Source organism: Marmoricola sp. URHB0036 (assembly GCF_000426045.1).
Classification (GTDB): domain Bacteria; phylum Actinomycetota; class Actinomycetes; order Propionibacteriales; family Nocardioidaceae; genus Marmoricola.
Genome location: NZ_AUEP01000003.1, coordinates 290242 through 312720, shown reverse-complemented (window position 1 = coordinate 312720; position 22479 = coordinate 290242). Strand labels below are relative to the sequence as shown.

Annotated in this window: 23 protein-coding genes; 13 read left to right on the top strand and 10 right to left on the bottom strand. The window is 71.0% G+C overall.

From position 1 onward, the window contains the following. Nucleotides 1-80: 80 nt before the first annotated feature. The 3 genes from H976_RS23975 to H976_RS0101495 form a co-directional block, all read right to left on the bottom strand. Nucleotides 81-1943: a bifunctional UDP-sugar hydrolase/5'-nucleotidase gene (locus H976_RS23975; RefSeq protein ID WP_036223912.1), complete on the bottom strand. Its 1863-nt coding sequence runs from the start codon at nucleotides 1941-1943 to the stop codon at nucleotides 81-83. A 108-nt stretch (nucleotides 1944-2051) separates the two neighbouring features. Next, a complete protein-coding gene (locus tag H976_RS0101500) occupies nucleotides 2052-2246 on the bottom strand; it encodes a DUF3046 domain-containing protein (RefSeq protein ID WP_027860083.1) in 195 nt (64 codons plus the stop codon). Next, nucleotides 2243-2797, bottom strand: coding sequence for a DinB family protein (locus H976_RS0101495; protein ID WP_027860082.1), 555 nt, complete (start codon nucleotides 2795-2797; stop codon nucleotides 2243-2245). The genes H976_RS0101500 and H976_RS0101495 overlap by 4 nt, the downstream gene beginning before the upstream one ends. A 108-nt stretch (nucleotides 2798-2905) precedes the next feature. Here H976_RS0101495 and H976_RS0101490 point away from each other — a divergent pair, with 108 nt between their 5' ends. After that, nucleotides 2906-3253 carry a hypothetical protein gene (locus H976_RS0101490; protein WP_027860081.1) on the top strand — a complete coding sequence of 116 codons (348 nt, stop codon included), beginning with the start codon at nucleotides 2906-2908 and terminating at the stop codon, nucleotides 3251-3253. Here H976_RS0101490 and H976_RS0101485 read toward each other — a convergent pair. From H976_RS0101485 to H976_RS23965, 5 genes are all read right to left on the bottom strand, one after another. Continuing rightward, nucleotides 3234-4067, bottom strand: a complete 834-nt coding sequence (locus H976_RS0101485) for an S-methyl-5'-thioadenosine phosphorylase (RefSeq protein ID WP_027860080.1) — start codon at nucleotides 4065-4067, stop codon at nucleotides 3234-3236. The genes H976_RS0101490 and H976_RS0101485 overlap by 20 nt on opposite strands. Before the next feature lie 18 nt (nucleotides 4068-4085). Further along, entirely contained in the window at nucleotides 4086-4898 is an 813-nt protein-coding gene (locus H976_RS0101480) for an ABC transporter permease (RefSeq protein ID WP_027860079.1), read from the bottom strand. Continuing rightward, nucleotides 4898-5728 carry an ABC transporter permease gene (locus H976_RS23970; protein WP_231388764.1) on the bottom strand — a complete coding sequence of 277 codons (831 nt, stop codon included), beginning with the start codon at nucleotides 5726-5728 and terminating at the stop codon, nucleotides 4898-4900. The genes H976_RS0101480 and H976_RS23970 overlap by 1 nt, the downstream gene beginning before the upstream one ends. After that, the gene (locus tag H976_RS0101470) at nucleotides 5728-6654 is read right to left on the bottom strand and encodes an ABC transporter ATP-binding protein (RefSeq protein ID WP_196803926.1); all 927 of its coding nucleotides are present in this window, start codon (nucleotides 6652-6654) and stop codon (nucleotides 5728-5730) included. Before H976_RS0101470 ends, H976_RS23970 begins: the two co-directional genes overlap by 1 nt. A gap of 76 nt (nucleotides 6655-6730) precedes the next feature. Beyond that, nucleotides 6731-7189: a MarR family winged helix-turn-helix transcriptional regulator gene (locus H976_RS23965; RefSeq protein WP_081682579.1), complete on the bottom strand. Its 459-nt coding sequence runs from the start codon at nucleotides 7187-7189 to the stop codon at nucleotides 6731-6733. A gap of 57 nt (nucleotides 7190-7246) precedes the next feature. Here H976_RS23965 and H976_RS0101460 point away from each other — a divergent pair, with 57 nt between their 5' ends. The 8 genes from H976_RS0101460 to H976_RS0101425 are packed head-to-tail and all read left to right on the top strand — an operon-like array spanning nucleotide 7247 to nucleotide 18265. After that, on the top strand, nucleotides 7247-8284 hold the full coding sequence (locus H976_RS0101460; protein WP_027860077.1) for a glutamate-cysteine ligase family protein: 1038 nt from the start codon (nucleotides 7247-7249) through the stop codon (nucleotides 8282-8284). After that, a complete protein-coding gene (locus H976_RS0101455; RefSeq protein WP_027860076.1) occupies nucleotides 8281-9255 on the top strand; it encodes a hypothetical protein in 975 nt (324 codons plus the stop codon). Before H976_RS0101460 ends, H976_RS0101455 begins: the two co-directional genes overlap by 4 nt. Beyond that, nucleotides 9252-9650 carry an MAPEG family protein gene (locus H976_RS0101450; protein ID WP_027860075.1) on the top strand — a complete coding sequence of 133 codons (399 nt, stop codon included), beginning with the start codon at nucleotides 9252-9254 and terminating at the stop codon, nucleotides 9648-9650. The genes H976_RS0101455 and H976_RS0101450 overlap by 4 nt, the downstream gene beginning before the upstream one ends. Further along, a complete protein-coding gene (locus tag H976_RS23960; protein ID WP_051275933.1) occupies nucleotides 9650-10351 on the top strand; it encodes a gamma-glutamyl-gamma-aminobutyrate hydrolase family protein in 702 nt (233 codons plus the stop codon). The genes H976_RS0101450 and H976_RS23960 overlap by 1 nt, the downstream gene beginning before the upstream one ends. 47 nt (nucleotides 10352-10398) lie before the next feature. Then, nucleotides 10399-14925, top strand: a complete 4527-nt coding sequence (locus tag H976_RS0101440; protein WP_027860074.1) for an ATP-dependent helicase — start codon at nucleotides 10399-10401, stop codon at nucleotides 14923-14925. Continuing rightward, nucleotides 14918-15703, top strand: a complete 786-nt coding sequence (locus H976_RS0101435) for an Fpg/Nei family DNA glycosylase (protein WP_027860073.1) — start codon at nucleotides 14918-14920, stop codon at nucleotides 15701-15703. The genes H976_RS0101440 and H976_RS0101435 overlap by 8 nt, the downstream gene beginning before the upstream one ends. Before the next feature lie 59 nt (nucleotides 15704-15762). After that, nucleotides 15763-17274: a spermidine synthase gene (locus H976_RS0101430; protein ID WP_231388763.1), complete on the top strand. Its 1512-nt coding sequence runs from the start codon at nucleotides 15763-15765 to the stop codon at nucleotides 17272-17274. Between the two features lie 16 nt (nucleotides 17275-17290). Beyond that, nucleotides 17291-18265: a hypothetical protein gene (locus H976_RS0101425; protein ID WP_027860071.1), complete on the top strand. Its 975-nt coding sequence runs from the start codon at nucleotides 17291-17293 to the stop codon at nucleotides 18263-18265. A gap of 23 nt (nucleotides 18266-18288) precedes the next feature. Here the strand turns inward: H976_RS0101425 and H976_RS0101420 are convergent, their stop codons facing one another. Then, complete coding sequence (locus H976_RS0101420; RefSeq protein WP_027860070.1) at nucleotides 18289-18804, bottom strand: putative immunity protein; 516 nt, start codon at nucleotides 18802-18804, stop codon at nucleotides 18289-18291. A gap of 7 nt (nucleotides 18805-18811) precedes the next feature. Next, nucleotides 18812-19015, bottom strand: a complete 204-nt coding sequence (locus tag H976_RS0101415; RefSeq protein WP_027860069.1) for a hypothetical protein — start codon at nucleotides 19013-19015, stop codon at nucleotides 18812-18814. 44 nt (nucleotides 19016-19059) lie between these two features. On the opposite strand from H976_RS0101415, the gene H976_RS0101410 reads away from it, so the two are divergent. The 4 genes from H976_RS0101410 to H976_RS0101395 all read left to right on the top strand — a co-directional run bounded on the left by H976_RS0101410 (nucleotide 19060) and on the right by H976_RS0101395 (nucleotide 22464). Continuing rightward, nucleotides 19060-19845 (top strand): molybdopterin-dependent oxidoreductase, encoded by a 786-nt coding sequence (locus tag H976_RS0101410; RefSeq protein ID WP_081682578.1) that lies wholly within the window; start codon nucleotides 19060-19062, stop codon nucleotides 19843-19845. Further along, nucleotides 19832-20482 carry a cytochrome b/b6 domain-containing protein gene (locus H976_RS0101405; protein ID WP_027860067.1) on the top strand — a complete coding sequence of 217 codons (651 nt, stop codon included), beginning with the start codon at nucleotides 19832-19834 and terminating at the stop codon, nucleotides 20480-20482. The genes H976_RS0101410 and H976_RS0101405 overlap by 14 nt, the downstream gene beginning before the upstream one ends. Nucleotides 20483-20558: 76 nt before the next feature. Further along, nucleotides 20559-22031 (top strand): tetracycline resistance MFS efflux pump, encoded by a 1473-nt coding sequence (locus tag H976_RS0101400; protein ID WP_027860066.1) that lies wholly within the window; start codon nucleotides 20559-20561, stop codon nucleotides 22029-22031. Between the two features lie 34 nt (nucleotides 22032-22065). Continuing rightward, on the top strand, nucleotides 22066-22464 hold the full coding sequence (locus tag H976_RS0101395) for a DUF3054 domain-containing protein (protein WP_231388761.1): 399 nt from the start codon (nucleotides 22066-22068) through the stop codon (nucleotides 22462-22464). Nucleotides 22465-22479 lie beyond the last annotated feature (15 nt).

Here is a 22479-nt window from a genome sequence, read left to right as displayed (position 1 = left end):
TCCAATCCAACACGCCCGGTGAATCGGGTGGTTTCGAGACGGTCGCTGCGCGACCTCCTCAACCACCGAAGAGCCACCTGCTACTGGATGCGGGTCAGCGGCCCCGGGGTGTACGGCGAGTGTGCGGTCAGGTAGGCCGCGAAGGCGTCGATGTCGAGACCCCCGAAGTACTTCGCGGTGCCGCCGGTGAAGGCCGGGAAGCCGTCGCCGCCGTCGGAGAGGAAGTTGTTCGTGACGATCCGGTACGACGCCGCCTTGTCGATCGGGGTGCCGTTCAGCTTCACCGAATCGGCGACCGCACCGGACGCGCCGAGCTGATAGCTGAACCCGTTCGACACCTGCAGCACCTTGCGGGCGGCCTCGTTCGATCCGGTCACCTGCTGGGCGAGCAGGTCGTAGATCTGCTGGCCGGTCAGCGTCATCGAGACCAGGTAGTTGTTGAACGGCTGGACGTTGAACGCCTCCTCGTAGGTGACGTCACCGGTCGGCTCGCCGTACTTGGAGTTGGCCGCGCTCAGGTCGGTCCGGATGCCGCCGGGGTTCATGAACGCGATCACTGGCTTCTGGCCACCGGTCACCACCGACGGGTCGGCCAGCTGCGCGTCGGCGATCAGGTCGCCGAGGGCGCTCTCCCCCGCGTCGTTCTGGGCAGCCGTGACGTCGGTGGTGATGTGCCCGATGACCTTGCTGGCGATCGGCGTGACCAGCTGCTTGTAGAGGTCGATCAGCGAGGTCTGCGCCGGGTCCGGCGTCACGTCGCGGCTGACCTGGACGTTGGCGCCCTTGACCGAGCCACGCACGATGTCGTGGGTGCGGCGGTTGTAGAGCAGGTCGGTCTCGGTGAACAGCCGACCGAACGAGGAGGCCGAGGTCAGCAGCCGGGGACGGCCGACCGGGTCCTTGACCTGGCAGACGTAGGGCTGGTGGGTGTGCCCGCTGACCACCATGTCGATGGCCGGGTCGAGGTTGGCGGCGATCGGCAGGATCGGCGAGGAGGCGGCGAGGGTGCCGCCCTTGCCACAGGTGTAGTCGAAGTTCGGGTTCACGTCGTACGTCGTGCCGGTGGCGGGGTCGGTCCACTTCTGCTTGTCCGGTACGCCGCCCTGGTGGATCAGCACCACGATCGCGTTCACGCCTCTGCGCTTGAGCACGGGGACCAGCATGTTGGCGGTCTGCACCTCGTCGGAGAACTCCAGACCGGCGACACCGCTGGCGGTCACGATGCTCGGGGTGTCCTTGAGGGTCATCCCGATGAAGCCGATCTTCGCGCCGTGCACGTTCTTGATGGAGTACGACGGCAGGATGGTCTGGTCGGTCCCGGCGTACTTCACGTTCGCTGCCAGGTAGTCGAACTTCGCGCCCTTGAAGGTGTGGTCGGGGCAGGAGTTCTGGTTGTTGGCGCCGTTCGGGCCGTCGGCGATGCACCCGCCGTGGGCCATCCGCTGGAGCTCCTTGTAGCCCTCGTCGAACTCGTGGTTGCCGACCGCGGTGACGTCGAGGCCCAGCTTGTTCATCGACTCGATGGTCGGCTCGTCGTGGAAGGCGGCGGACAGCAGCGGCGAGGCGCCGATGATGTCGCCGGCCGCCACGGTCAGGGAGTTGCGGTGCCCCTTGCGGGCCTGGGCGAGGTGCGTGGCGAGGTACGCCGCCCCTCCGGCGTCGTTGGTCACGTCGACCGGCTTGCCGGTCGCGGGGTCGATCTTGTGGTCGACCACGTTGCGGCCCGACGACCCGGCCGGGGGCTCGAGGTTGCCGTGGAAGTCGTTGAAGCTCAGCAGCTGGATGGGCATCAGCGAGCTGTGGTGGTGGTGCGGCTTCGGGTGGTGCGGCCGGTGGCGGTTGACCGCGTCGGCCGGGCTGGTGCCGGCCAGCAGCACGAGTGGGGCGAGGGCGCAGGCCCCGGCGGCCAGGACGCCGACGAGGCGCCGAGGGGTGGTGTGCATGGGGTGCTCCCGAGTGTCGTTCTCCGAGTCGAACCCCGGCAGGCTAGTACGCCGGTGCGTGCAGACGGCACCCCCAGGACGTCACGGTTGGGTGACGAGAAGGCGAAATCAGCGCTCTCGCGCGGGGAGCCCGAGCTCGGCCCACACCGCTAGCCAGACCACCTTCGGGTCCTCCCCCGCGGCGAGGGCCTCGAGGACGGTGCGCCCGCCGAGCTCGCGGAGCACGTGCTGCTCGGCCCAGGAGCGGGCGTACGGCGGACCGAGCGCGTTCTCCATCCGGGCCCAGAACTCGGTGTGCCTCACAGGTCCCCCGCCGGAACGGCCGACGGCTCCGCGCTCCTGGAGACGTCCCACAGGTGGTGGACGACGTCGTGCAAGTGGTAGACGCCCATCGTCTCGACGGTGAAGAGCGACCCGTTGCTCCGGCGCCCGGTGCGCTGCCACTGGTCGTCCTCGACTGCCGCGTAGACCGCTGCGACCTCGGCCGCACGCTCCACCAGCTCGACACCGACCTCGGCCGGGTCCTGGAGGTCGTAGGCCTGCTCGACCGCGGTCGCGTCCTGGTCCCAGTTGTCGAACGTCGGGTCGTCCTGGTCGAGCATGAGCCGCACCCGGCGCGCGAACAGCTCGTGCACGTCACGGACGTGGCAGGCGTACTCGAGCCGTGACCACACGTGCGGAGCAGGGCGTACGGCGAAGTCGGGATCGGCCAGCACGTCGTACCAGCCGCGGGTGTTCTTGTGGACCAGGTCGGGGATGTCACCGCGGGAGACGCCCCCGGGGTCGAAGCCGCACTGCCGGCACGGCTCCTCGATGACCCAGGTCCAGTCCTTGGTGTCCGGCTCGATGCTCACGACGGCAATTGTGCCCGGCCGGTCCAGAGGCTCATCTGCCGGATCCGGGCGTCCCGGGCGCGCGGGATCGTGTAGACCGTAGGCAGCCCCGTGCGGAAGGAGTCGGACGTGAGCCTTGGTCCGGTCGTGGTGGTGGTGCTGGCCGTCGTGCTGCTGGCCGTCGCCGTGCTGCTCGTGCGGTCGCGGCAGGTGACCCCGTGGCCGGCGATCGTCGCGGCTGCCGTCGCCTCCGGTGTCTGCTTCACGGTCGGTGGCAACTCGACGAAGGAGGCGTCCGAGCCGAGCGTCGCCACCGTGGTGGCCGCGGTGGCCGGCATCCTCTGCGTCGCAGCAGCGATCCTCGCGCTCATCCCCCGCATCGCCCGGCCGCCGTTCACGCGGCTGCCGACCATGCTGGCATCGGGAGCAGTCGTCATCGCCGCGGTCGGACTGGTCGTCAACGAGCTGGTGAGCTGACGCCGGGCCCGGGCAGCTCGAAGGGCAGCGTGACGTCGTCGAGCCAGCTGGCGCAGCCGCAGTCGCCGACTCCGTCGAGCCCCGCCACCACGTCGGCCAACAGGCCCTTGAGCCGGCCGATGTGCTTCTCGAAGAGCGCGAACACCGTGGCCTGGTCGACCGACTCCTCCTTGCTCACGCCGGCATCGACGTCGGTGACCAGGGCGATGGTGGCGTAGCAGAGTCCGAGCTCGCGGGCGAGCACGGCTTCGGGGTGGCCGGTCATGTTGACCACGGTCCAGCCGGCGCTGGCGTAGCTCTGCGACTCGGCCCGGGTGGAGAAGCGAGGGCCCTCGATGACGACCATGGTGCCGGTGTCGAGGACGTCGGCACCGGCGGCGGTCACCAGCGCGGCACGCAGGTCGGGGCAGTAGGGATCGGCGAACGGGGCGTGCGCGGCGCCGCGGTCGACGTAGGTCTGCACCCGGCCGGTGGTGCGGTCGACGAGCTGGTCGGGCACGACCAGCGTGCCGGGCTGGGTGGTGGGCTGCAGGCCGCCCACGGCGCACGGCGCAAGGACCTGCTCGACGCCCAGGCTGCGCAGGGCCCAGAGGTTGGCGCGGTAGTTGATCCGGTGTGGTGGGAACTCGTGGCCCGGGCCGTGCCGCGGCAGGAACGCAACGCTGCGGCCCTCGACGTCACCCACGGCGATCGGCGCCGAGGGATCGCCGTACGGCGTGCTCACCGCGACCGTGGAGGGACTGTCGAGGAACTCGTAGAAGCCGCTGCCACCGATGACGGCGATGCGCGGGTGAGGGTCGGACCGGTCAGCCATGGGCGCCAGTCTGCCCGGTCAGCTCAGCAGCAGCTTGTCCAGCCGGCGACCGACGATGACGAGGCCGACCAGCCCCATCGCGACGAGGTAGACCACCGACACCGTCGACTCCCACGTGACCACACCGGTGCAGAGCTCGCGCACCAGCACGACGCCGCGGTAGAGCGGGGTCACCTGCACCACCCACTGCACCGCGGCCGGGAAGGCGCTCAGCGGGAAGAAGGTCGCGGAGAACAGGAACAGCGGCAGGGTGGCGAGGGTGACGTACTCGAAGTCCTGCCAGGAGCGCATGTAGGTCGTCAGCGCCATGCAGGCGCCGCCGAAGGCCAACCCGATGAGCAGGGCTGCCGGCAGCGCGAGGACCGCCCACCACGAGTGCACCAGTCCCATCGCCACCATCACCACGAGGAAGGCCGCGGAGTAGATGCCGCCGCGCAGCAGCGACCAGCTCAGCTCGCCTCGCGCGATGTCGCTCGTGGTCAGGGGCGTGGCCAGCATCTGGTCGAAGAGCTTGTTGTACTTCAGCTTGAAGAAGAAGTTGAACGTCGAGTCGAGCAGCGAGCCGTTCATGGCGGACGCGGCGAGCATGCCGGGCGCCACGAACTCGGCGTAGGGGATCGTCTGGCCGTGGAACTCGAAGCCGGTGACCAGCTGCCCGACCCCGATGCCGATCGAGAACAGGTAGAAGACCGGCTCGAGGAACCCGGTGACGAAGATCCACCAGGCCGAGCGGTAGGCGAGGTAGTTGCGGTGGAGCAGCAGGCCGGTGGCCTCGCCGGCCCCGAGCTGGGCTCCCGCGGAGCGGCCGATCGCCTGGTTGAGGAGGGCCATCAGTCGATCAGCCTCTTCTCCAGCGTGCGTACGGCGAGCAGGTAGCCGACCACGGCACACGTCACCAGGTAGACGACGTGGATCGCCGCGGTCGACCAGTCGACCGTGCCGAGGACCAACATCCGGGTCAGGTCCACGCCGTGCCACAGCGGCGTCAGCCGGGCCAACCACTCCATCACCGGGCCGAGGTTGGAGATCGGGAAGAAGGCCCCGGAGAACAGGAAGAGCGGGATCATCCCGAGCCGGAAGATGAGGCTGAAGCCGCTCTCGCTGCGCATGGCGGCAGTGATGGCGTAGAGCGGGGCGGCGAAGGCGAGCCCGATCAGGAGCTGCACCGGGAAGGAAAGCAGCACCCCCCACCACGACTCGAAGACCCCGAACGGGGCCATCACCAGGGTGAAGACCGCGCACACGGTGCCGACGCGGAACAGCACGAAGCCGAGATGGGCGAGCACGACGTCGGCGATGTTGAGCGGCGAGGCGATCATGCCGTAGAAGGTGCGTTGCCACTTGATCATCGACATGACGGGATAGGTGACCTCACCGAAGACGACCGTCATCGCCTGCGCCGCGAGCATGCCCGGCGCGACGAAGGCGAGGTAGCTGGTCGCGCCCTCGAGCTTGGCGGGGTCGTCCTGGATGAAGCCACCGAGGAACACCCCCATCGCGACGATGTAGAGCAGCGGCGTCACGAAGGACGAGATGACGCTGCCCTTCCACGTGCGGCGGTAGACGGTGGCCCAGTAGTCGGCCATCCGGACGGCGCCGGCCAACGGGCTCCTCGGTGCCGACGACGGTGTCGTGCCGGTGGCGGTGTCGGTCGTGGCCATCAGTCGACCAGCGTGCGGCCGGTGAGGCGGAGAAAGACGTCCTCCAGGGTGGAGCGGCGTACGAGCGAGACGGCCGGGGCCAGGCCGCGCTCGTGCACCTTGGCGAGCGTCTCCTCGCCGTCGGAGGTGTAGAGCAGCAGCCGGTCGGGCAGCACCTCGACCCGCTCGGCGAGGTCTGCCACCTTGGCGGCCAGGGCTTCGTGCTCGCCGACGCCGAACCGGAGCTCGGCCACCTCGCGCGTCGACCAGGCCCGGATCAGCTCGAGCGGGGAGCCCTCGGCGACGATCAGGCCCTTGTCCATCACCACGAGTCGGTCGCACAGCTGCTCGGCCTCGTCCATGTAGTGGGTCGTCAGCACGATGGTGACTCCCTGCTGCTTGAGCCGGAACAGCCGGTCCCAGACGACGTGGCGGGCTTGGGGGTCCAGGCCCGTGGTCGGCTCGTCGAGCAGCAGCATGTCGGGACGGTTGATCAGCGAGCGCGCGATGGTGAGGCGCCGCTTCATGCCGCCGGAGAGGTCCTCGACCTTGGCCTTGGCCTTCTCGGTGAGCTGGACGAACTCGAGCAGCTCCTCGACGCGGGTGCGCACGTCGGCGCGCGGGAGTCCGAAGTAGCGGCCGTAGACGTAGAGGTTGTCGGCGACGTTGAGCTCGGTGTCGAGGGTGTCCTCCTGGGGGCAGACCCCGATGCGCGCCCGGATGCCGGGACCGTCCTTCGCCGGGTCCATGCCCAGGATGCGCAGCTCACCACTGGTGATCGGGGAGACGGCCGCGACCATCCGCATCGTCGAGGACTTGCCGGCACCGTTGGGGCCGAGGAACCCGAACGACTCGCCCCGCCGCACCTCGACACTGATGCCCTTCACCGCCTCGACGGTGCCCTGCTTGCTGACGAACGACTTGCGCAGGTCGACGGCCCGGATCATCGGTTCGGCGGCATCGGTCACGGTTGTCGACCCTAGACGCCGAGTCCGACAGGTAGCACCTGATTTGTCGGCCCACTCACTGAGCCGCCGCGTTGCGCGGATACTCCTCGATCACCCACTCGAGGACCCGACGGGCCGTCTCGTAGTCCTCACCGAAGGTGCGCGCCAGCCGGCGCTCCACCTGTTGAAGGTGGCCGAAGCCGTCCGCCGCCACCCGGTGGCCGTACTCGGTGTAGGTGACGATCTTGGCCCGGCGGTCGTTCGGGTCCGGCTCCATGTCACAGATCCCGAGCTCCACCAGCTCACGGACGACCTCGCCCATCGACTGCTTGGTGATGCCGGCCTGGGCAGCCATCTCGGTGACGCGTGCCCCCTCGCCCGGCAGGTTGCCGAAGACGGTGCCATGGGCCAGCCGCAGCTCGGTGAAGCCGCGCTCCCGGGCGGTGGTGATCATGTCCGAGCCCAGCCCGCGGGCTGCCCTCTCCACGAGTCCGATCAGCGGCGTACGACCCAGAGGGCGGATCTCTCTTGACATTGGTAAGGTGACCTTTCTATTTTAGACAGGCGACCTTACTTTACCAAGGAGCCCGTCATGCACCACCTTCTCCTCCGCGAAGTCTCTGACCTCTTCCAGGGCGGCGCGTCCCGATCGGTCCGCGCCGGCATCGAGCACGAGCTGCTGGCCCGGGACGTGTCGGACGGCTCCGTCGTCTCGATCGATCGAGTGCGTCGCGCGATCCGCGGGTCCTCGTACGAGAGCTGGGTGGGGTTCGAACCCGGCGGTCAGGTCGAGCTGAGCCTCCCCTGCTCGCCGTCCGTGCCCCAGCTGGCGGACCGGTGGCAGACCACGATCGAGCTGCTGCGTGCGGACTGCCGGGCGGCAGGCATCGAGCTCCGCGCGGACCCGGTCGACGATCGCGCGGTGCCACGCCAGCTCGCCAGCCACCGCTACGTGGAGATGGAGCGGCACCTCGACGGGATCGGGCCGGCGGGACGGCGCATGATGCGTCGTACGGCCTCGACCCAGGTGTGCCTCGACTGGTGGCCCGGCGCCCCCGGTCTCGAGCAGTGGCTGCTGGCGTTGTCGGCCGCGCCCTTCCTGGCGGCGGCGTTCGCACGGAGCGCCGGTCCGGCGTCGCGGCTGGCTACCTGGCTCTCCGTGGACCCGTCTCGAACGGCGTACGACGACCGGCTGTTGCGGAAGGCCGATCCGGTGGCGCACTACGCCGCCTTCGCTGCGGGGGCAGCTGTGTTCGCCATGCCCGGAGAGGACTCGTGGCGGGGATCTTTCTCGTCGTGGGCCCGGACCCACCGCGTCACCGAGCAGGCCGTGCGCCACCATGTGTCCACGCTCTTCCCGCCGGTGCGTCCGCGTGGCCGCTATCTGGAGCTGCGGTTCCTCGACGTGCAGCCCGACGACGTGGTCGTGCCGCTCGCGGCCCTGCTCAGCCGGCTGCTGTACGACGACGAGGTACGTCGCCGCGCGCTCCGGCTCGTGCTGGACGACGGTCGGAGACAGGCGGAACGCTGGGAACTGGCGGCCCTGGCTCCCGAGGTACTGGCCGACACCTCCTCGGCGCTGCTCAGCCTGGCCGAGTGGTCCGTGCCGACCCGGGTCGGTGTGGCGTGAGCGCGCTGTTCGTCGTTGACCCCCTGGAGGGGCTCGACGCCGGGATCGACAGCAACGTCGGGCTGATGGCGGCCGCGACGGATGCCGGCGTGGCGGTGTGGGTGTGCGGCCCCGAGGACCTCGCGCTGGTCGCCGGCCGGCTGCTCGCCCGGGCACGGCGCATCGAGGTCCGCCCCCGGGTGCCGAGCGGTGACCACCGGTGGTTGGTCGACTCGCCGTGGTTCGACGCGGTCGAGCAGCGGGTGGTCGACGTCGCCCTCGAGGTGCAGGTGGCGTTGCTGCGTCTCGACCCGCCGGTGGACCCCAGGTACCTGCGGACGACGTACCTGCTGGACATCGCCCACGACGCAGGCGTGCAGGTGGTCAACCGCGCCGCTGGCGTGCGCGAGATGCAGGAGAAGCTCTGGGTGCTTCGGTTCGCCGAGCTGTGCCCGGAGACGTTGGTGACCGCCGAGGTCGACCGGGTGCTGGAGTTCGCCGCGCTCCACGGGACCGCGGTCCTCAAGCCGGTCGACGGGTTCGCCGGGATCGACGTCTGGCTCCTGCGCCGCGAGGACCGGAACGCCCGTTCGCTGGTCGAGTCCGCGACGGGCCGCGGCCGCCGGCACGTGATCGTTCAGGAGTACCTGTCCTCCGTCGACAGCGGCAACAAGCGCCTCTTCGTGCTGGACGGCGAGATCGTCGGTGCGGTCGACCGGTTCCCGTCGTTCGACGACTTCCGGATCGGTCCTCCGGCGGCTGCGATCGGTCCCGACGACCGCGACCGTCTCGTCGTAGCGACGCTCGCGCCGCACTTCCGGCGTCTCGGCATCGTCCTGGCCGGCCTGGACGTCATCGACGGCCGCCTGATCGAGGCCAACGTCACCTGCCCAGGCGGGATGCACAAGACGGACGCCCTGCTGGGCACCGACCTGTCCGGCGTGATCATGCGCCGTCTGCTCCACCACTCCGAAGAAAGGGTCCTCTCATGAACACACTCCAGATCACGTGCGTCGCGCTCCTCGGAGCGTTGCTGTTCCTGCTCGGCGCCAACGTGACGCGACACCGGGCCGTCCGCGGCGCGACCGGCAACCAGATGCCCACCGAGCCCACGGACCGGATGTTCATCGCCATCCGTGCCCACGGGAACGCGTCGGAGTACGTCCCGACGCTGTGCGTCCTTCTCCTCATCTGCGGGACGCTGTCCGACGGCTGGTGGGTCGATGCGCTGGCCGTGGCGGCCGTCCTCGCACGCTACATCCACGCGATCGGGATGCTCAGGTCGGAGACGATGGCCGCCCATGGTCCGCTGCGCGACATCGGCGCCATGGGCACCTACGTCATCGGGCTCGCCCTTGCCGTGACGGCAGTCGTCCTGGCGACCTGATGAGCGACCCACTCATCGGGATCGCCGCAGCGTCGTACGTCGTGAGCAGGCCGTTCGGACGCCTGGCCGTCCATGGGATCCCCCAGTCGTACGTCGAGCACGTGACGGCCGCCGGCGGGCGACCGGTGCTCCTCCCGCCCGGAGCCGGCCACCTCGCGCTCGACGCGCTCGATGGGCTGGTGCTGGCCGGAGGTGGTGATCTCGACCCCTTGCTCTACGGCGTCGGCACGGCCGCGAGGGACGTCGACCGGGAGCGGGACGACGCCGAGATCCACCTCGCCAGGGCCGCTCGGCGGGAGGGGACGCCGACCCTGGGCGTGTGCCGGGGCGCGCAGGTGTTCGCCGTGATGGACGGGGGGACTCTGGCGGCCGACGTACCGCACGTGTGCCCCGGCGAGGGGCACGCCATCAGCACGTCCACCGGTTCCGTGTGCCAGGAGCTGCTCGGCACGCGGACGAGTGTGAGCTCGTTGCACCACCAGGCGGTCGTGCGCACAGGGCCGGGCTGGCGGGTCACGGCCATCGCGGACGACGGGGTCGTCGAGGCGCTGGAGTGGGAAGGAGCCCACTGGCCGGCTGTCGGCGTCCAGTGGCACCCCGAGATGGATGCCACGGGACCCGCGCTCTTCGGGTGGCTGGTGTCGCAGGCCCGCCTCTCGGACGTCATACGAAGTGGCTGCCATGGCGACCAGGACGTATGACGTCCTGGGCCGGCCGACCTGTCGGTGCCGTCAGGCAGGATGTCTGAGTGCACCAGTTCAGCCCGGCCACGCAGGAGTGGTTCGCCGCCGCCTTCGCGCGGCCGACCCCTCCCCAGAGCGGGGCGTGGGACGCCATCTCGGCCGGCCGGCACGCCCTGGTGGTGGCCCCGACCGGCTCCGGCAAGACGCTGTCGGCGTTCCTCTGGTCGATCGACCGGCTGGCCACCGAACCCGTGCCGGAGAAGAAGAAGCGGTGCCGGGTCCTCTACGTCTCGCCCCTGAAGGCACTCGCCGTCGACGTCGAGCGCAACCTGCGCGCCCCGCTCGTCGGCATCCGGCAGACCGCCGAGCGCCTCGGCGTCGAGGTCCCCGAGATCCGGGTCGGCGTGCGATCCGGCGACACCTCGCCCCAGGACCGTCGACGGATCCACACGACGCCGCCCGACATCTTGATCACCACGCCCGAGTCACTGTTCCTGATGCTCACCTCGCAGGCCCGTGAGGCGCTGCGCGGGGTCGAGACGGTCATCGTCGACGAGGTCCACGCCGTCGCCGGCACCAAGCGCGGTGCCCACCTCGCAGTCTCGCTCGAGCGGCTCGACGACCTGCTCGACAAGCCGGCCCAGCGCATCGGCCTGTCCGCGACCGTGCGTCCGATCGACGAGGTGGCCCGCTTCCTCGGCGGTGCCGCTCCGGTCGAAGTCGTGGCACCGCCTTCGGAGAAGGAGTGGGACCTCAAGGTCGTCGTCCCGGTCGAGGACATGACCGAGCTCGGCGAGGAAGGCGACGACGGTCCACGCGCTGGCTCGTTGTGGCCACACGTCGAGGAGCGCGTGCTCGACCTGATCGAGCAGCACCAGTCGACCATCGTCTTCGCCAACTCCAGGAGGCTCGCGGAGCGGCTGACCGCACGGCTCAACGAGCTGGCAGCGGAGCGAGCTGAGCTCGGTGGTCGAGCAGCGAGCGAAGCGAGCGATCAGTCGAGACCACAGGACCGCACGCCGGCCGAGATGATGGCCCAGTCCGGCCAGTCCAACGGCGCGGCTCCCCTCGTCGCGAGAGCCCACCACGGCTCGGTGTCCAAGGAGCAGCGCGCGATCATCGAGGACGACCTCAAGCGCGGTCGGCTGCCCTGCGTGGTGGCGACCAGCAGCCTCGAGCTCGGCATCGACATGGGTGCGGTCGACCTGGTCATCCAGATCGAGTCGCCGCCGTCCGTCGCGAGTGCCCTGCAACGGGTCGGTCGTGCCGGCCACCACGTCGGCGAGGTGTCGCGTGGGGTGCTCTTCCCCAAGCACCGTGGCGATCTGGTGCCGTCGGCGGTCACCGTCGAGCGGATGCGCACCGGCGGGATCGAGGCGCTGCACGTGCCGGCCAGCCCGCTCGACGTACTCGCCCAGCAGATCGTCGCCGCCACCTCGCTGGACACCTGGGACGCCGACGAGCTCTTCGACGTCGTACGCCGCGCGGCGCCGTTCACGTCGCTCCCCCGGAGTGCCTACGACGCGACGCTCGACCTGCTCTCCGGGCGCTACCCGAGCGACGAGTTCGCCGAGCTGCGGCCCCGCCTGGTGTGGGACCGCGTCTCCGGTGAGCTGACCGGACGACCCGGTGCGCAGCGGTTGGCCGTCACCAGCGGCGGCACCATCCCCGACCGCGGACTGTTCGGCGTCTTCCTGGTCGGGGAGAAGCAGTCCCGGGTCGGCGAGCTCGACGAGGAGATGGTCTACGAGTCACGCGTCGGCGACGTGTTCACCCTCGGCACCACCAGCTGGCGCATCGAGGACATCACCCACGACCGGGTGCTGGTCTCCCCCGCCCCGGGGCAGCCCGGCCGGCTGCCCTTCTGGACCGGCGACTCCCTCGGACGACCGGCCGAGCTGGGCGAGGCGATCGGCGCCTTCACCCGCGAGGTGGCCGCGATGCCCCGCGAGCAGGCGATCGCCCGGGCGACAGCCGCCGGGCTCGACGAGTGGGCGGCCGACAACCTGGTCTCGCTGATCGAGGAGCAGCGCGAGGCGACCAACGCCGTGCCTCACGACCAGCAGCTGGTCGTCGAGCGCTTCCGTGACGAGCTCGGCGACTGGCGGCTCGTCGTACATTCCCCCTACGGCACGCCGGTCCACGCCCCGTGGGCCCTGGCCATCAACGGCCGGCTGCGCGAGCGGTACGGCGTGGACGCGGCTGCCATGGCCACCGACGACGGCATCGTGCTGCGGATTCCTGAAACCGACCAGGACCCGCCCGGCGCCGAGCTGATCGCCTTCGAGCCCGACGAGATCGAGCAGATCGTCACCACCGAAGTGGGCGGGTCGGCCCTGTTCGCCTCGCGCTTCCGCGAGTGCGCCGCGCGGGCCCTGCTGCTGCCCCGCCGCGACCCCGGTCGGCGCGCCCCGCTGTGGCAGCAGCGCCAGCGCTCGGCCCAGCTGCTCGAGGTGGCGGCCCGCTACCCGTCGTTCCCGATCATCCTGGAGACGGTCCGCGAGGTGCTCCAGGACGTCTACGACCTGCCCTCGCTGGTGGCGCTGCACCAGCGCATCTCCGAGCGTCGGCTGCGTCTGGTCGACGTCAACACCCAGCGGCCCTCCCCCTTCGCGCAGTCGTTGCTGTTCGGCTACGTCGCCGCCTTCATGTACGAGGGCGACTCCCCCATCGCCGAGCGCCGGGCCGCTGCGCTCACCCTCGACCAGGGCCTGCTCGCCGAGCTCCTGGGCCGGGCCGAGCTGCGCGAGCTGCTCGATCCCGACGTGCTGGCCGAGGTCGAGTCCGAGCTCCAACGGCTGGCCGAGGACCGGCGGGTTCGCGACAGCGAGGGCATCGCCGACCTCCTGCGGCTGCTGGGTCCGCTGTCGACCGAGGAGGTCCAGGCTCGCTGCACCACTCCCGGGCAGGTGACCGACTGGCTCTCGCTGCTGGTCGACGCCCGTCGCGTCGTACCCGTGCTGATGGGTGGCCACGAACGGTGGGCCGTCGTCGAGGACGTCGCCCGCCTCCGCGACGGGCTCGGCGTACCCGTTCCGCCCGGCGTGCCGGCCGCCTTCACCGAACCGGTCGACGACCCGCTCGGTGACCTGGTCGGCCGCTACGCCCGCACCCACGGACCCTTCCTCGCCTCCGAGGTGGCCCACCGGCTCGGCCTCGGCGTCGCGGTCTGCCAGCAGACCCTGGCTCGTCTCGCGGCGCAGGGCCGGGTGCTCGAAGGTGAGTTCCGCCCGTCGGGAGCCGGGGCCGAGTGGTGCGACGCCGAGGTGCTCCGCTCCCTGCGGCGCCGGTCGCTGGCCCGTCTCCGCCACGAGGTCGAACCGGTCGAGCCGGTGGCCCTCGCCAGGTTCCTCCCGGCCTGGCAGCACGTCGTGTCGGGAGGCGGGCGCGGCCTGCGCGGGCTCGACGGCGTGGCCACGGTCGTCGAGCAGCTGGCCGGTTGCGCCACGCCGGCCTCGGCGCTGGAGTCGCTCGTGCTGCCCGCTCGGGTCCGCGACTACCACCCGGCGATGCTCGACGAGCTCACCGCCACCGGCGAGGTGCTGTGGGCCGGCCACGGCGGACTGCCCGGCTCGGACGGCTGGGTCTCGCTGCACCTCGCCGACACCGCACCGCTCACGCTGCCCGACCACGGTGACCTCGAGCTCGGTCCCGACCACCAGGCGGTGCTCGACGCGCTCGAGGGTGGCGGTGCCTACTTCTTCCGCCAGCTCGCCTCCACCGTCGGCACCAGCGACGACAAGGCACTGTCCGCTGCGTTGTGGGACCTCGCCTGGGACGGTCGCGTCGGCAACGACACCCTGGCCCCGCTGCGCGCCCTCACCCGCGGAGGTCGCAGCGCTCACCGGCTGAAGCGGGCACCGGCCCGCGTGCGCGGCGCCCGGCCGCGGCTCTCGACCACCGCCCTCCGCGCCGCTCCCCCCGACGTCGCCGGACGCTGGTTCCTGCTGCCCGAGCGGGAGCCCGACCCCACCAAGCGAGCCCACGCGGTGGCCGAGAGCCTGCTCGAGCGCCACGGTGTGGTGACCCGCGGCGCGGTGGTGAGCGAACGTACGCCGGGCGGGTTCGCCGCCGCCTACAAGGTGCTCTCGGCCTTCGAGGAGACCGGCCGCTGCCGCCGCGGCTACTTCGTCGAAGGACTCGGCGCAGCCCAGTTCGGCACGGCCGGTGCGATCGACCGGTTGCGCACCCACCTGCGCGACAGCGACCGTCCGGAGAAGCCCACCGCCCTCGCGCTCGCTGCGACCGACCCGGCCAACCCGTTCGGTGCCGCGCTCCCCTGGCCACCCCAGGAGTCGGGCCATCGACCCGGTCGCAAGGCCGGCGCCATCGTGGTGCTGGTCGACGGCACCCTGACGCTCTACGTCGAGCGCGGCGGGAAGACGTTGCTCACCTTCTCCGAGGAGGAGGAGCTCCTGGCCCCCGCCATCGAGGCGCTCGGGCGCGCCGTACGCGAAGGCGCGCTGGGTCGTCTCGTCGTCGAGAAGGCCGACGGCGCCAGCATCCTCGGACAGGACTCCGAGGTGCTCCGCCGCGCGATGGAGTCGGCCGGCTTCATCGCCACTCCTCGAGGACTACGCCTCCGTGCCTGAGGGTGACACCGTCCACCACGCCGCCCGCCAGCTCGACGCGGGACTCTCGAGGCAGGTGCTGACGAAGAGCGACTTCCGGATCCCGTCACTGGCGACCAAGGACCTCACCGGCGCGACGGTCACCGAGACGGTCTCGCGGGGGAAGCACCTGCTCACCCGGTTCGACAACGGCGTCACGCTGCACACCCACCTGAAGATGGAGGGCCACTGGGCCGTGCACCCGGTCGGATCCCGGTGGCGACGCCCGGCGCACACCGCCCGGGTGGTGCTGCGTACGCCGACCACCGAGGCGGTGGGCTTCTCGGTGGTGATGGACCTCGTCCGCACCGAGAAGGAGGACGAGCTCGTCGGCCACCTCGGCCCCGACCTGCTCGGCCCCGACTGGGACCCCGACCTCGCGCTGGCCAACCTGCGCGCCCGTCCCGATGCCCCCATCGGCGATGCGCTGCTCGAGCAACGCAACCTGGCCGGCGTCGGCAACGTGTACAAGTCCGAGCTGTGCTTCCTCGGCCGGGTCGACCCGTTGACGCCGGTCGCAGCCGTGCCCGACCTGCCCCTCATCGTCGAGAAGGCCAAGCGACTGCTCGAGGCCAACAAGGACCGCGTCACCCGGATCACGACGGCCGACAGCCGTCGCGGGCAGCAGCTCTGGGTCTACGGACGACGTGGGCCGTGCCTGCGCTGCGGGACGCGCATCTCGAAGGCCGACCAAGGTCCTACCGGCCAGGAGCGGCCGACGTACTGGTGCCCGCGCTGCCAGCCACGGCTCGGCGGCTGAGCGCTGCCGCGACGTACGGCCTCGACCGGCCCCCATGGGAGTGCCGGTAGGTTTCCCGCGTGACGACGAGACGTGCGCCGCTGCTCGAGATCGTCGTGTTCTGCGTCGGCATGGCCAGCCTCGGTGCCGAGATCGCCGCCGCCCGCCTGCTGGCCCCGTGGTTCGGGGCGAGCACGATCGTCTGGGCCAACACCATCGCCACGGTGCTGGTCGCGTTGTCCATCGGATATGCCCTCGGCGGGCGGCTAGCCGACCGCAACCCGACCCTGCGCAGGCTCTCGTGGTGCGTGGTGTGTGCGGCCGCGATGCTCGCCCTGGTGCCGTTCGTCAGTGGCCCGTTCCTGCACCTGTCGGTCACGGCGTTCGACAAGCTCTCGGGCGGGTTGTTCGTCGGGTCGCTGCTCGGCGTCGGCGTGCTGATCGCCGTACCCGTGCTGCTGCTGGGCATGGTCTCGCCGTACGCCGTGCGCCTGAAGGTCGACCAGGTCGAGGACGCCGGACGCGTCGCCGGGCGGCTGTACGCCATCGGCACGATCGGCTCGCTGACCGGCACCTTCCTGGCCGCTCTGCTGCTGATCCCGGTCGTCGGCACGCACCGGACGTTCCTGCTGTTCGCGCTCGTGCTCGCCCTCGTCGCCGTACCCGGCCTCGGTCGCCAGTGGGTCCCGGGCGTCGTCGTGAGCGTCGTCATCGCCGGCCTGCTCGTGGTCCCGGTCGGTACGACGAAGTCCGACACCAGCTCCGGCAAGGTGATCTGGGAGCGCGAGACCGAGTACCAGTACGCCCGCGTCATCGAGGAGTCCGACGGCGAGCGCCTGCTCGAGCTCAACGAGGGCCTGGCCGTGCACTCCATCTACCGCCCCGGCCGGTGGCTGACCGGCGGCTACTGGGACGACATGCTGGTGCTGCCCTTCACCGCGGCACACCCGCCGAAGCGCGTGGCGATCCTGGGCAGCGCAGCCGGTACGACGGCACGCGCGATGGCGCACTTCTTCCCCGACGTGAAGATCGACGCCGTCGAGCTGGACCCGGACGTCACCGAGGTCGGCCGCAAGCTGTTCGACCTGCGCGGCCGCTCGATCACCACCCACACCGCCGACGCGAGGCCGTGGCTGCAGGCCCAGCACACGAGGTACGACGCGATCCTGGTCGACGCCTACCGTCAGCCCTACATCCCGTTCTACCTGACCACGCGGGAGTTCTTCGACGCGGTCAGGGACCACCTGACCCCGGGCGGGACCGTCGCGATCAACGTCGGGCACCCGGCGCAGTCCGACCGTCTCGAGAAGGTGCTCTCGGCCACGCTGCGCGCCTCCTTCGGGGACGACCGGGTGTGGCGCGACCCCGTCGACGACACCAACACCATGGTCCTCGGCACCACCTACGACAGCGACCCCACCGACCGGCTGCTGGCGGCCCCGATGCCGGCCGAGGTGGGCACCGTGGCCAGCGCCGTCGCCGGTCGGCTGGTGACGGGACTGCGCGGCGGAACGGTCTACACCGACGACCGCGCACCGGTGGAATGGCTGGTGGACGCCTCCCTGGCCCAGGTCGCCGAGGACAACAGGTAGGCCGCACAATGTCCCGGTGGAGCCCGAGGACCTGCCGGACGCCGAGGACCTGTGGTGGTCCTGGGTGGTGCTCGCGGCCCTTCACCGGGCGGTCGGCAACGACGCCTGCCGGTTCCATGCCAAGCAGCTGCTGCTGACCCTCGACTCGGCCGACGGCTGGCTCCGGATGCAGCGGACCCACGGCTCCCGATCGGTGCTCTGGGGCCGATCGGCACTCGCGCCCGACTCGCCACCGGACGCCAGGCGCGGTGCACCCGACTGGGCGCTGTCCGACGCCACCGAGGAGCGCCGGCCGACGTTCTTCGCCTGGCACGCGCACGACGAGTGGGACAGCAGTGCCCTCGGTGTCGACGAGGGCGCCGTCCACCTGCTGCGCCCGTTGCTGACCGTCGACCCCCGCATCGTCGCCCTCGGCCGGGAGGGCCGGCTGACGCCGGACGAGCTGGCGGCGTACGCCCACGGCGAGCACCTCGAGGAGGCGGCCGAGATCGCCCGGTTGGCAGCCGCGACGGCGCCACGCACGTCACGCGGCTCGGTGTGGTCACGCCTGCGCGACCAGATCCACGACCAGATGCGCGACACCCTCGACATCGATCGCGAGCTGATGCAGCGCCCGCCGATCCTGGTGCAGTGGTCGCGCGCGAGCGGGCCCGGCGTCCCCTTCGAGTACGACGTGATGGCCGTCCGCGGGACGGTGATCCCCTCGCCCCTGAACACCCGCCTGCCCACGCCCGTGGTCCGGTCGCTCACCAACGTGCTGCGGACCCTCCACCGGGAGGAAGCCAGCGAGGAGTCAGGTGCCTGGCTGTTCGCCCGCGTCACCTCCGACGGAGTCGTGATCCGCTTCGAGCGGGCCTTCGACAGCTGGCCGTCCTGGTACCAGGTCCGCCACAGCAACCAGGGCCCCGCGCTCGAGGACCTCGCCTGGGAGATGGCCCAGCGCACCCCACCGTGGCGACCACCGTGGGCGAGCCTGTTGCCGCCCGGGTAGTCGGCCACGGCGCCCGCCGGTGGTCAGGACGTGAAGACGCCCCAGCAGATGTCGTCGCGACGGCGCTGGTCGTCGAGCACCAGACCGCGGATCGCCTCGGGGAGCTGGTCCCACTGCCACTGACGCTCGCGTCGTCCCGTCAACTCGCTCTGCTCTTTCGGCACCGACGCTCGGGCCGCCTTGATCGCGTAGGCGGCGGCGCCCAGGTCGTGCGCGGCGACGTGGGCGACCGCACCCGCCTGCCCCGCGGCGTACGCCGCGTGCCGCGCGGCTCCGCGCAGGTCCCTGGCCGCTCCCATGGCATGGCCGCCGGAGGCACGAGCCTGCATCATCGGGACCTCTCCACGCACCCAGGCGCGGGCCGCCTCGATGGCGTCGCGCGGCCGTGGATCATGGGGCTGCGCCGTCTCGAACAGGTGCAGCACGTGCTCGGCGCACGCGGCGGCCCAGACCGCGAGCAGGTGATGGTCGGGATCGGTGAGGGTGCCACCCCGGCGGATCGTCACGAGCCGGGGGTCGCGGACCTTCGGCAGGATCACGGGCTGGTCAGAGGTCGTCTCGAACCGGCGGCGTGCGCAGGGTCCGGACGAGCAGGAAGACCCCGATCGCACCGACCACGACCCCGATCACGGCCCAGACCCCGTGGCCGCTCATGCCGGAGCCGCCGATGACGTCGAGGCCCTGCAGGATCCAGAGGAGTCCCAGCAACGCGAGCAGGATTCCGACGACCAACGACACGGTGCGGCTCATGCCAGCGACGCTACCCCGCTGGGCCAGCCGGTTACGTTGGAGGCATGCGCCGTTGGTGGGCTCGCCGACCTGGCCAGGCCGTGCCGGGCGAGAGCCTCACCCCCGAGGCCGTGCCGGACCAGTCCGACGCTGGACGGCCGGTGGGGCGGCGGGTGGTGATCGGCCTGCTGGGGCTCGGCACCCTCGGGATCGTCACCGGCACCCGCGCGCAGGACGCGGTGACGTCGCTGCTGGCGCCGGTCCAGCTCCACGACCCGACCGGGCTGTCGGGGCTGTTGCCCGTCGGCAACACCTTCCGCTACTACTCCGTGACCGGTGGCGCGCCGACGCGTGACGCGGCGACGTACCGCCTCTCGATCAGCGGCCTGGTCGACCACCCGAGCACCCTGACGTTGGCCGACCTCCAGGCGATGCCGCAGACCGAGCTGGTCCGCGACTTCCAGTGCGTGACCGGGTGGCGGGTGCCGCAGGTGCACTGGAGCGGGGTCCGGTTGTCGACGATCCTCGACCGAGCCGGCGTACAGGCCTCGGGCCGGGCACTGAGGCTGACCTCGTTCGACGGCACCTACACCGACAGCCTGACCCTCGACCAGGCACGGCTGCCGGACGTCCTCGTCGCCACGAAGATGCTCGGCAGCGACGTCACCCACAACCACGGTGGCCCGGTGCGGCTCTACGTCGCACCGATGTACGGCTACAAGAGCGTCAAGTGGCTCTCCGGCATCGAGGTCACCGACACGGTGATCCCTGGCTACTGGGAGCACCGCGGGTACGACGTCGACGGCTTCGTCGGCCGGTCGAACGGGAGAAGCGGCGATGAGCGCACCTGAGACCAGCGTCCCGTCGGAGACCGGAGTGACGATCGACCGGTTCAGCCGGAGCTCACGGTGGGTGCACTGGCTCACCGCGATCCCGATGATCGTCTGCATCCTGACGGCGGCCGTCCTCTACAACGGGCAGATCTCGGTCATCGCCGGCCACCGCTACCTGGTCGAGCAGATCCACGTCTACTCCGGGTTCGCGCTGCCGGTCCCCCTCCTCGTCGGCATCCTCAGCCGGGCCTACCGTGACGACGCCCGCCGGCTCAACCGGTTCACCTCCCGCGACTGGGCCTGGCTGCGGTCGCGCACCCGCCGCGACGGGACGATCGAGGTGGGCAAGTTCAACGCCGGACAGAAGCTGAACGCTGCTCTCTCGGCCGGCTCGATCGGCGTGCTCCTGATCTCGGGCGTGGTCATGTACTTCACCGACCTCGCGCCGCTGTCGTGGCGCAGCGGTGCCACCTTCGTGCACGACTGGTTCGCCCTCGGCGTCGGGCTGCTCGTGGTCGGCCACATCGTGATGGCGGTCAAGGACCCCTACGCGATGGCCGGCATGCGGAGCGGCCGGGTGCCGCTGCGCTGGGCTCGCCGCGAACACGGTGGCTGGGCCCGCGAGGTCGCCGGCGAGACCGGTGAAACTTCGTGAAACCGGGGTGAAGCCAACGCTACCTAGGGTCGCTCACGCGTCGATCGGAACTCGGCGCCGTCCCTAGGAGGCCACCATCACCACCACCCTCACGACTCCGGTCCCGTCGCGTACCTACCCGTCGCTGCGCGCGGCCTGGATCCCCCTTGCCGCCCTGTGTCTTGCCTTCTTCGTCGAGATGGTCGACAACACGTTGCTGTCGATAGCCCTGCCGACCATCGGTCGCGACCTCGGCAGCGGTACGACGGCACTGCAGTGGGTCACCGGCGCCTACTCGCTGACCTTCGGCGGACTGCTGCTGACCGCCGGCTCGATGGCCGACCGGCTCGGGCGCCGCCGGGTGCTGCTGGTCGGGCTTGCCGTCTTCGGGCTGCTCAGCCTCTGCGTCATCGCAGTCACCACGGCCGGCGAGCTGATCGCCCTCCGAGCCGCACTCGGCATCGCCGCCGCGGCCATGGCGCCGATCACCAACTCGCTGGTCTTCCGCCTCTTCGACGACAAGGCGCTGCGCATGCGCGCGATCACCGTGATGATGGTCGTGGGCATGTCCGGCTTCGTCCTCGGCCCGCTGCTGGGTGGCACCGCCCTGGCCCACGTGCGGTGGGAGTGGTTGCTGGTCGTGAACGCCCCGATCGCGCTGATCGCGTGCATCGGCGTACGGCTCGGCGTACCGGCTGACCGGCGCGAGGACCTTACCGACGACGCGCTCGACCTGCCCGGCGCCGTACTCAGCATCAGCGCCATCGGCCTCGCCTGCTACTCGCTGACCAGCGGCGTCCAGCACGGGTGGGTCTCCGCGATCACCATCACCTCGATCATCGGCGCCATCGCGGCCGGCCTCGCCTTCGTCTGGCACGAACGCCGCAGCGCCGCACCCATGCTGGACCTGGACCTCTTCTCCAACGGCACCGTCCGCGGTGCCGCGATCGCCCAGATCGGCACGGCCATCGCGATGGCCAGCGTCATGTTCGGGCTGATCCTCCACTTCCAGTACGCCTACGGCTGGAGCCCGGTGCGGGCCGGCCTGGCCAACCTGCCGATCATCGTGACGATGATCGCTGCGTCCCCGTTCTCGGAATGGCTCGCGCGCCGGTTCGGCCACCGCATCGCGTGCCTGGTCGGCGCCGGGTTCCTGTCCGCGTCGCTCGTGGGCCTCGCCTGGGGCGTCGACCACGGGTACGCCGCCATCGCCGTCTGCATGGTGCTGATGACCATCGGGCTGCGCACCGTCATGACGATCTGCGCGGTCGCACTCGTCGACGCGATGCCGAGCAACCGCACCTCCATCGGTACGGCGCTCAACGACACGGCCCAGGAGGTCGGCACCAGCATCGGCACCGCCGTCATCGGCACCGCCATCGCCGCGCTGGTCACCACCCAGCTCCCGCCCGGGGTCTGGAGCAGCGACCTCGTCGAGTCGTTCTTCCACGGCGAGCGGATCACCTACGCCCTGCTGGCGGTCGTCGTGGGTGTCGTCACCGCACTCGGTGCGCGCACCCTGACCGACTCCCGCACCGTCGAGGAACCGGCCATCGAGGAACCCGTCTGACGCGTCGCCTCGCGGTCCTGCGATCCTTCTCGGCGTGACCGGGAAGGCGTCAAGACCCACCGCTGGGCGGCTGGTACCCCTGCTCGCCGATCTCGTGTGCGTGCTGGTCTTCGCGATGGCCGGCAAGTCCACCCACGAGTCGAGCACCTCCGACTGGGTGGTGCTCGCGATCGTCTGGCCGTTCGCGCTGTCCGTCGTACTCGCGCACGCTGGCGTGCTCCTGCGCCGACGACCGACGGCCCGGACCTGGCCCGAAGGTGTGCTGGTGCTGGCCGTCACCTACGTGCTCGGCATGGTGCTGCGCCTCGTCTCGGGACGCGGCATCGCCGGCGGGTTCCTCGTCGTCGCCCTGGTGTTCCTGGCGCTCACCATGCTCGGGTGGCGCGCCGTCCTCCGGCTCACCAGCAGACAGCGGGCAGCGCGCACGAGCTGAAGGTCAGGCGCGAGC

What these genes read in the sequence shown, in the direction of transcription:
- H976_RS23975 (WP_036223912.1), bottom strand. Translation starts at nt 1,943, where the DNA reads ATGCACACCACCCCTCGGCGCCTCGTCGGCGTCCTGGCCGCCGGGGCC.
- H976_RS0101485 (WP_027860080.1), bottom strand. Translation starts at nt 4,067, where the DNA reads ATGGCTGACCGGTCCGACCCTCACCCGCGCATCGCCGTCATCGGTGGC.
- H976_RS0101480 (WP_027860079.1), bottom strand. Translation starts at nt 4,898, where the DNA reads ATGGCCCTCCTCAACCAGGCGATCGGCCGCTCCGCGGGAGCCCAGCTC.
- H976_RS23970 (WP_231388764.1), bottom strand. Translation starts at nt 5,728, where the DNA reads ATGGCCACGACCGACACCGCCACCGGCACGACACCGTCGTCGGCACCG.
- H976_RS0101470 (WP_196803926.1), bottom strand. Translation starts at nt 6,654, where the DNA reads ATGATCCGGGCCGTCGACCTGCGCAAGTCGTTCGTCAGCAAGCAGGGC.
- H976_RS23965 (WP_081682579.1), bottom strand. Translation starts at nt 7,189, where the DNA reads ATGTCAAGAGAGATCCGCCCTCTGGGTCGTACGCCGCTGATCGGACTC.
- H976_RS0101460 (WP_027860077.1), top strand. Translation starts at nt 7,247, where the DNA reads ATGCACCACCTTCTCCTCCGCGAAGTCTCTGACCTCTTCCAGGGCGGC.
- H976_RS0101450 (WP_027860075.1), top strand. Translation starts at nt 9,252, where the DNA reads ATGAACACACTCCAGATCACGTGCGTCGCGCTCCTCGGAGCGTTGCTG.
- H976_RS23960 (WP_051275933.1), top strand. Translation starts at nt 9,650, where the DNA reads ATGAGCGACCCACTCATCGGGATCGCCGCAGCGTCGTACGTCGTGAGC.
- H976_RS0101415 (WP_027860069.1), bottom strand. Translation starts at nt 19,015, where the DNA reads ATGAGCCGCACCGTGTCGTTGGTCGTCGGAATCCTGCTCGCGTTGCTG.
- H976_RS0101410 (WP_081682578.1), top strand. Translation starts at nt 19,060, where the DNA reads ATGCGCCGTTGGTGGGCTCGCCGACCTGGCCAGGCCGTGCCGGGCGAG.
- H976_RS0101405 (WP_027860067.1), top strand. Translation starts at nt 19,832, where the DNA reads ATGAGCGCACCTGAGACCAGCGTCCCGTCGGAGACCGGAGTGACGATC.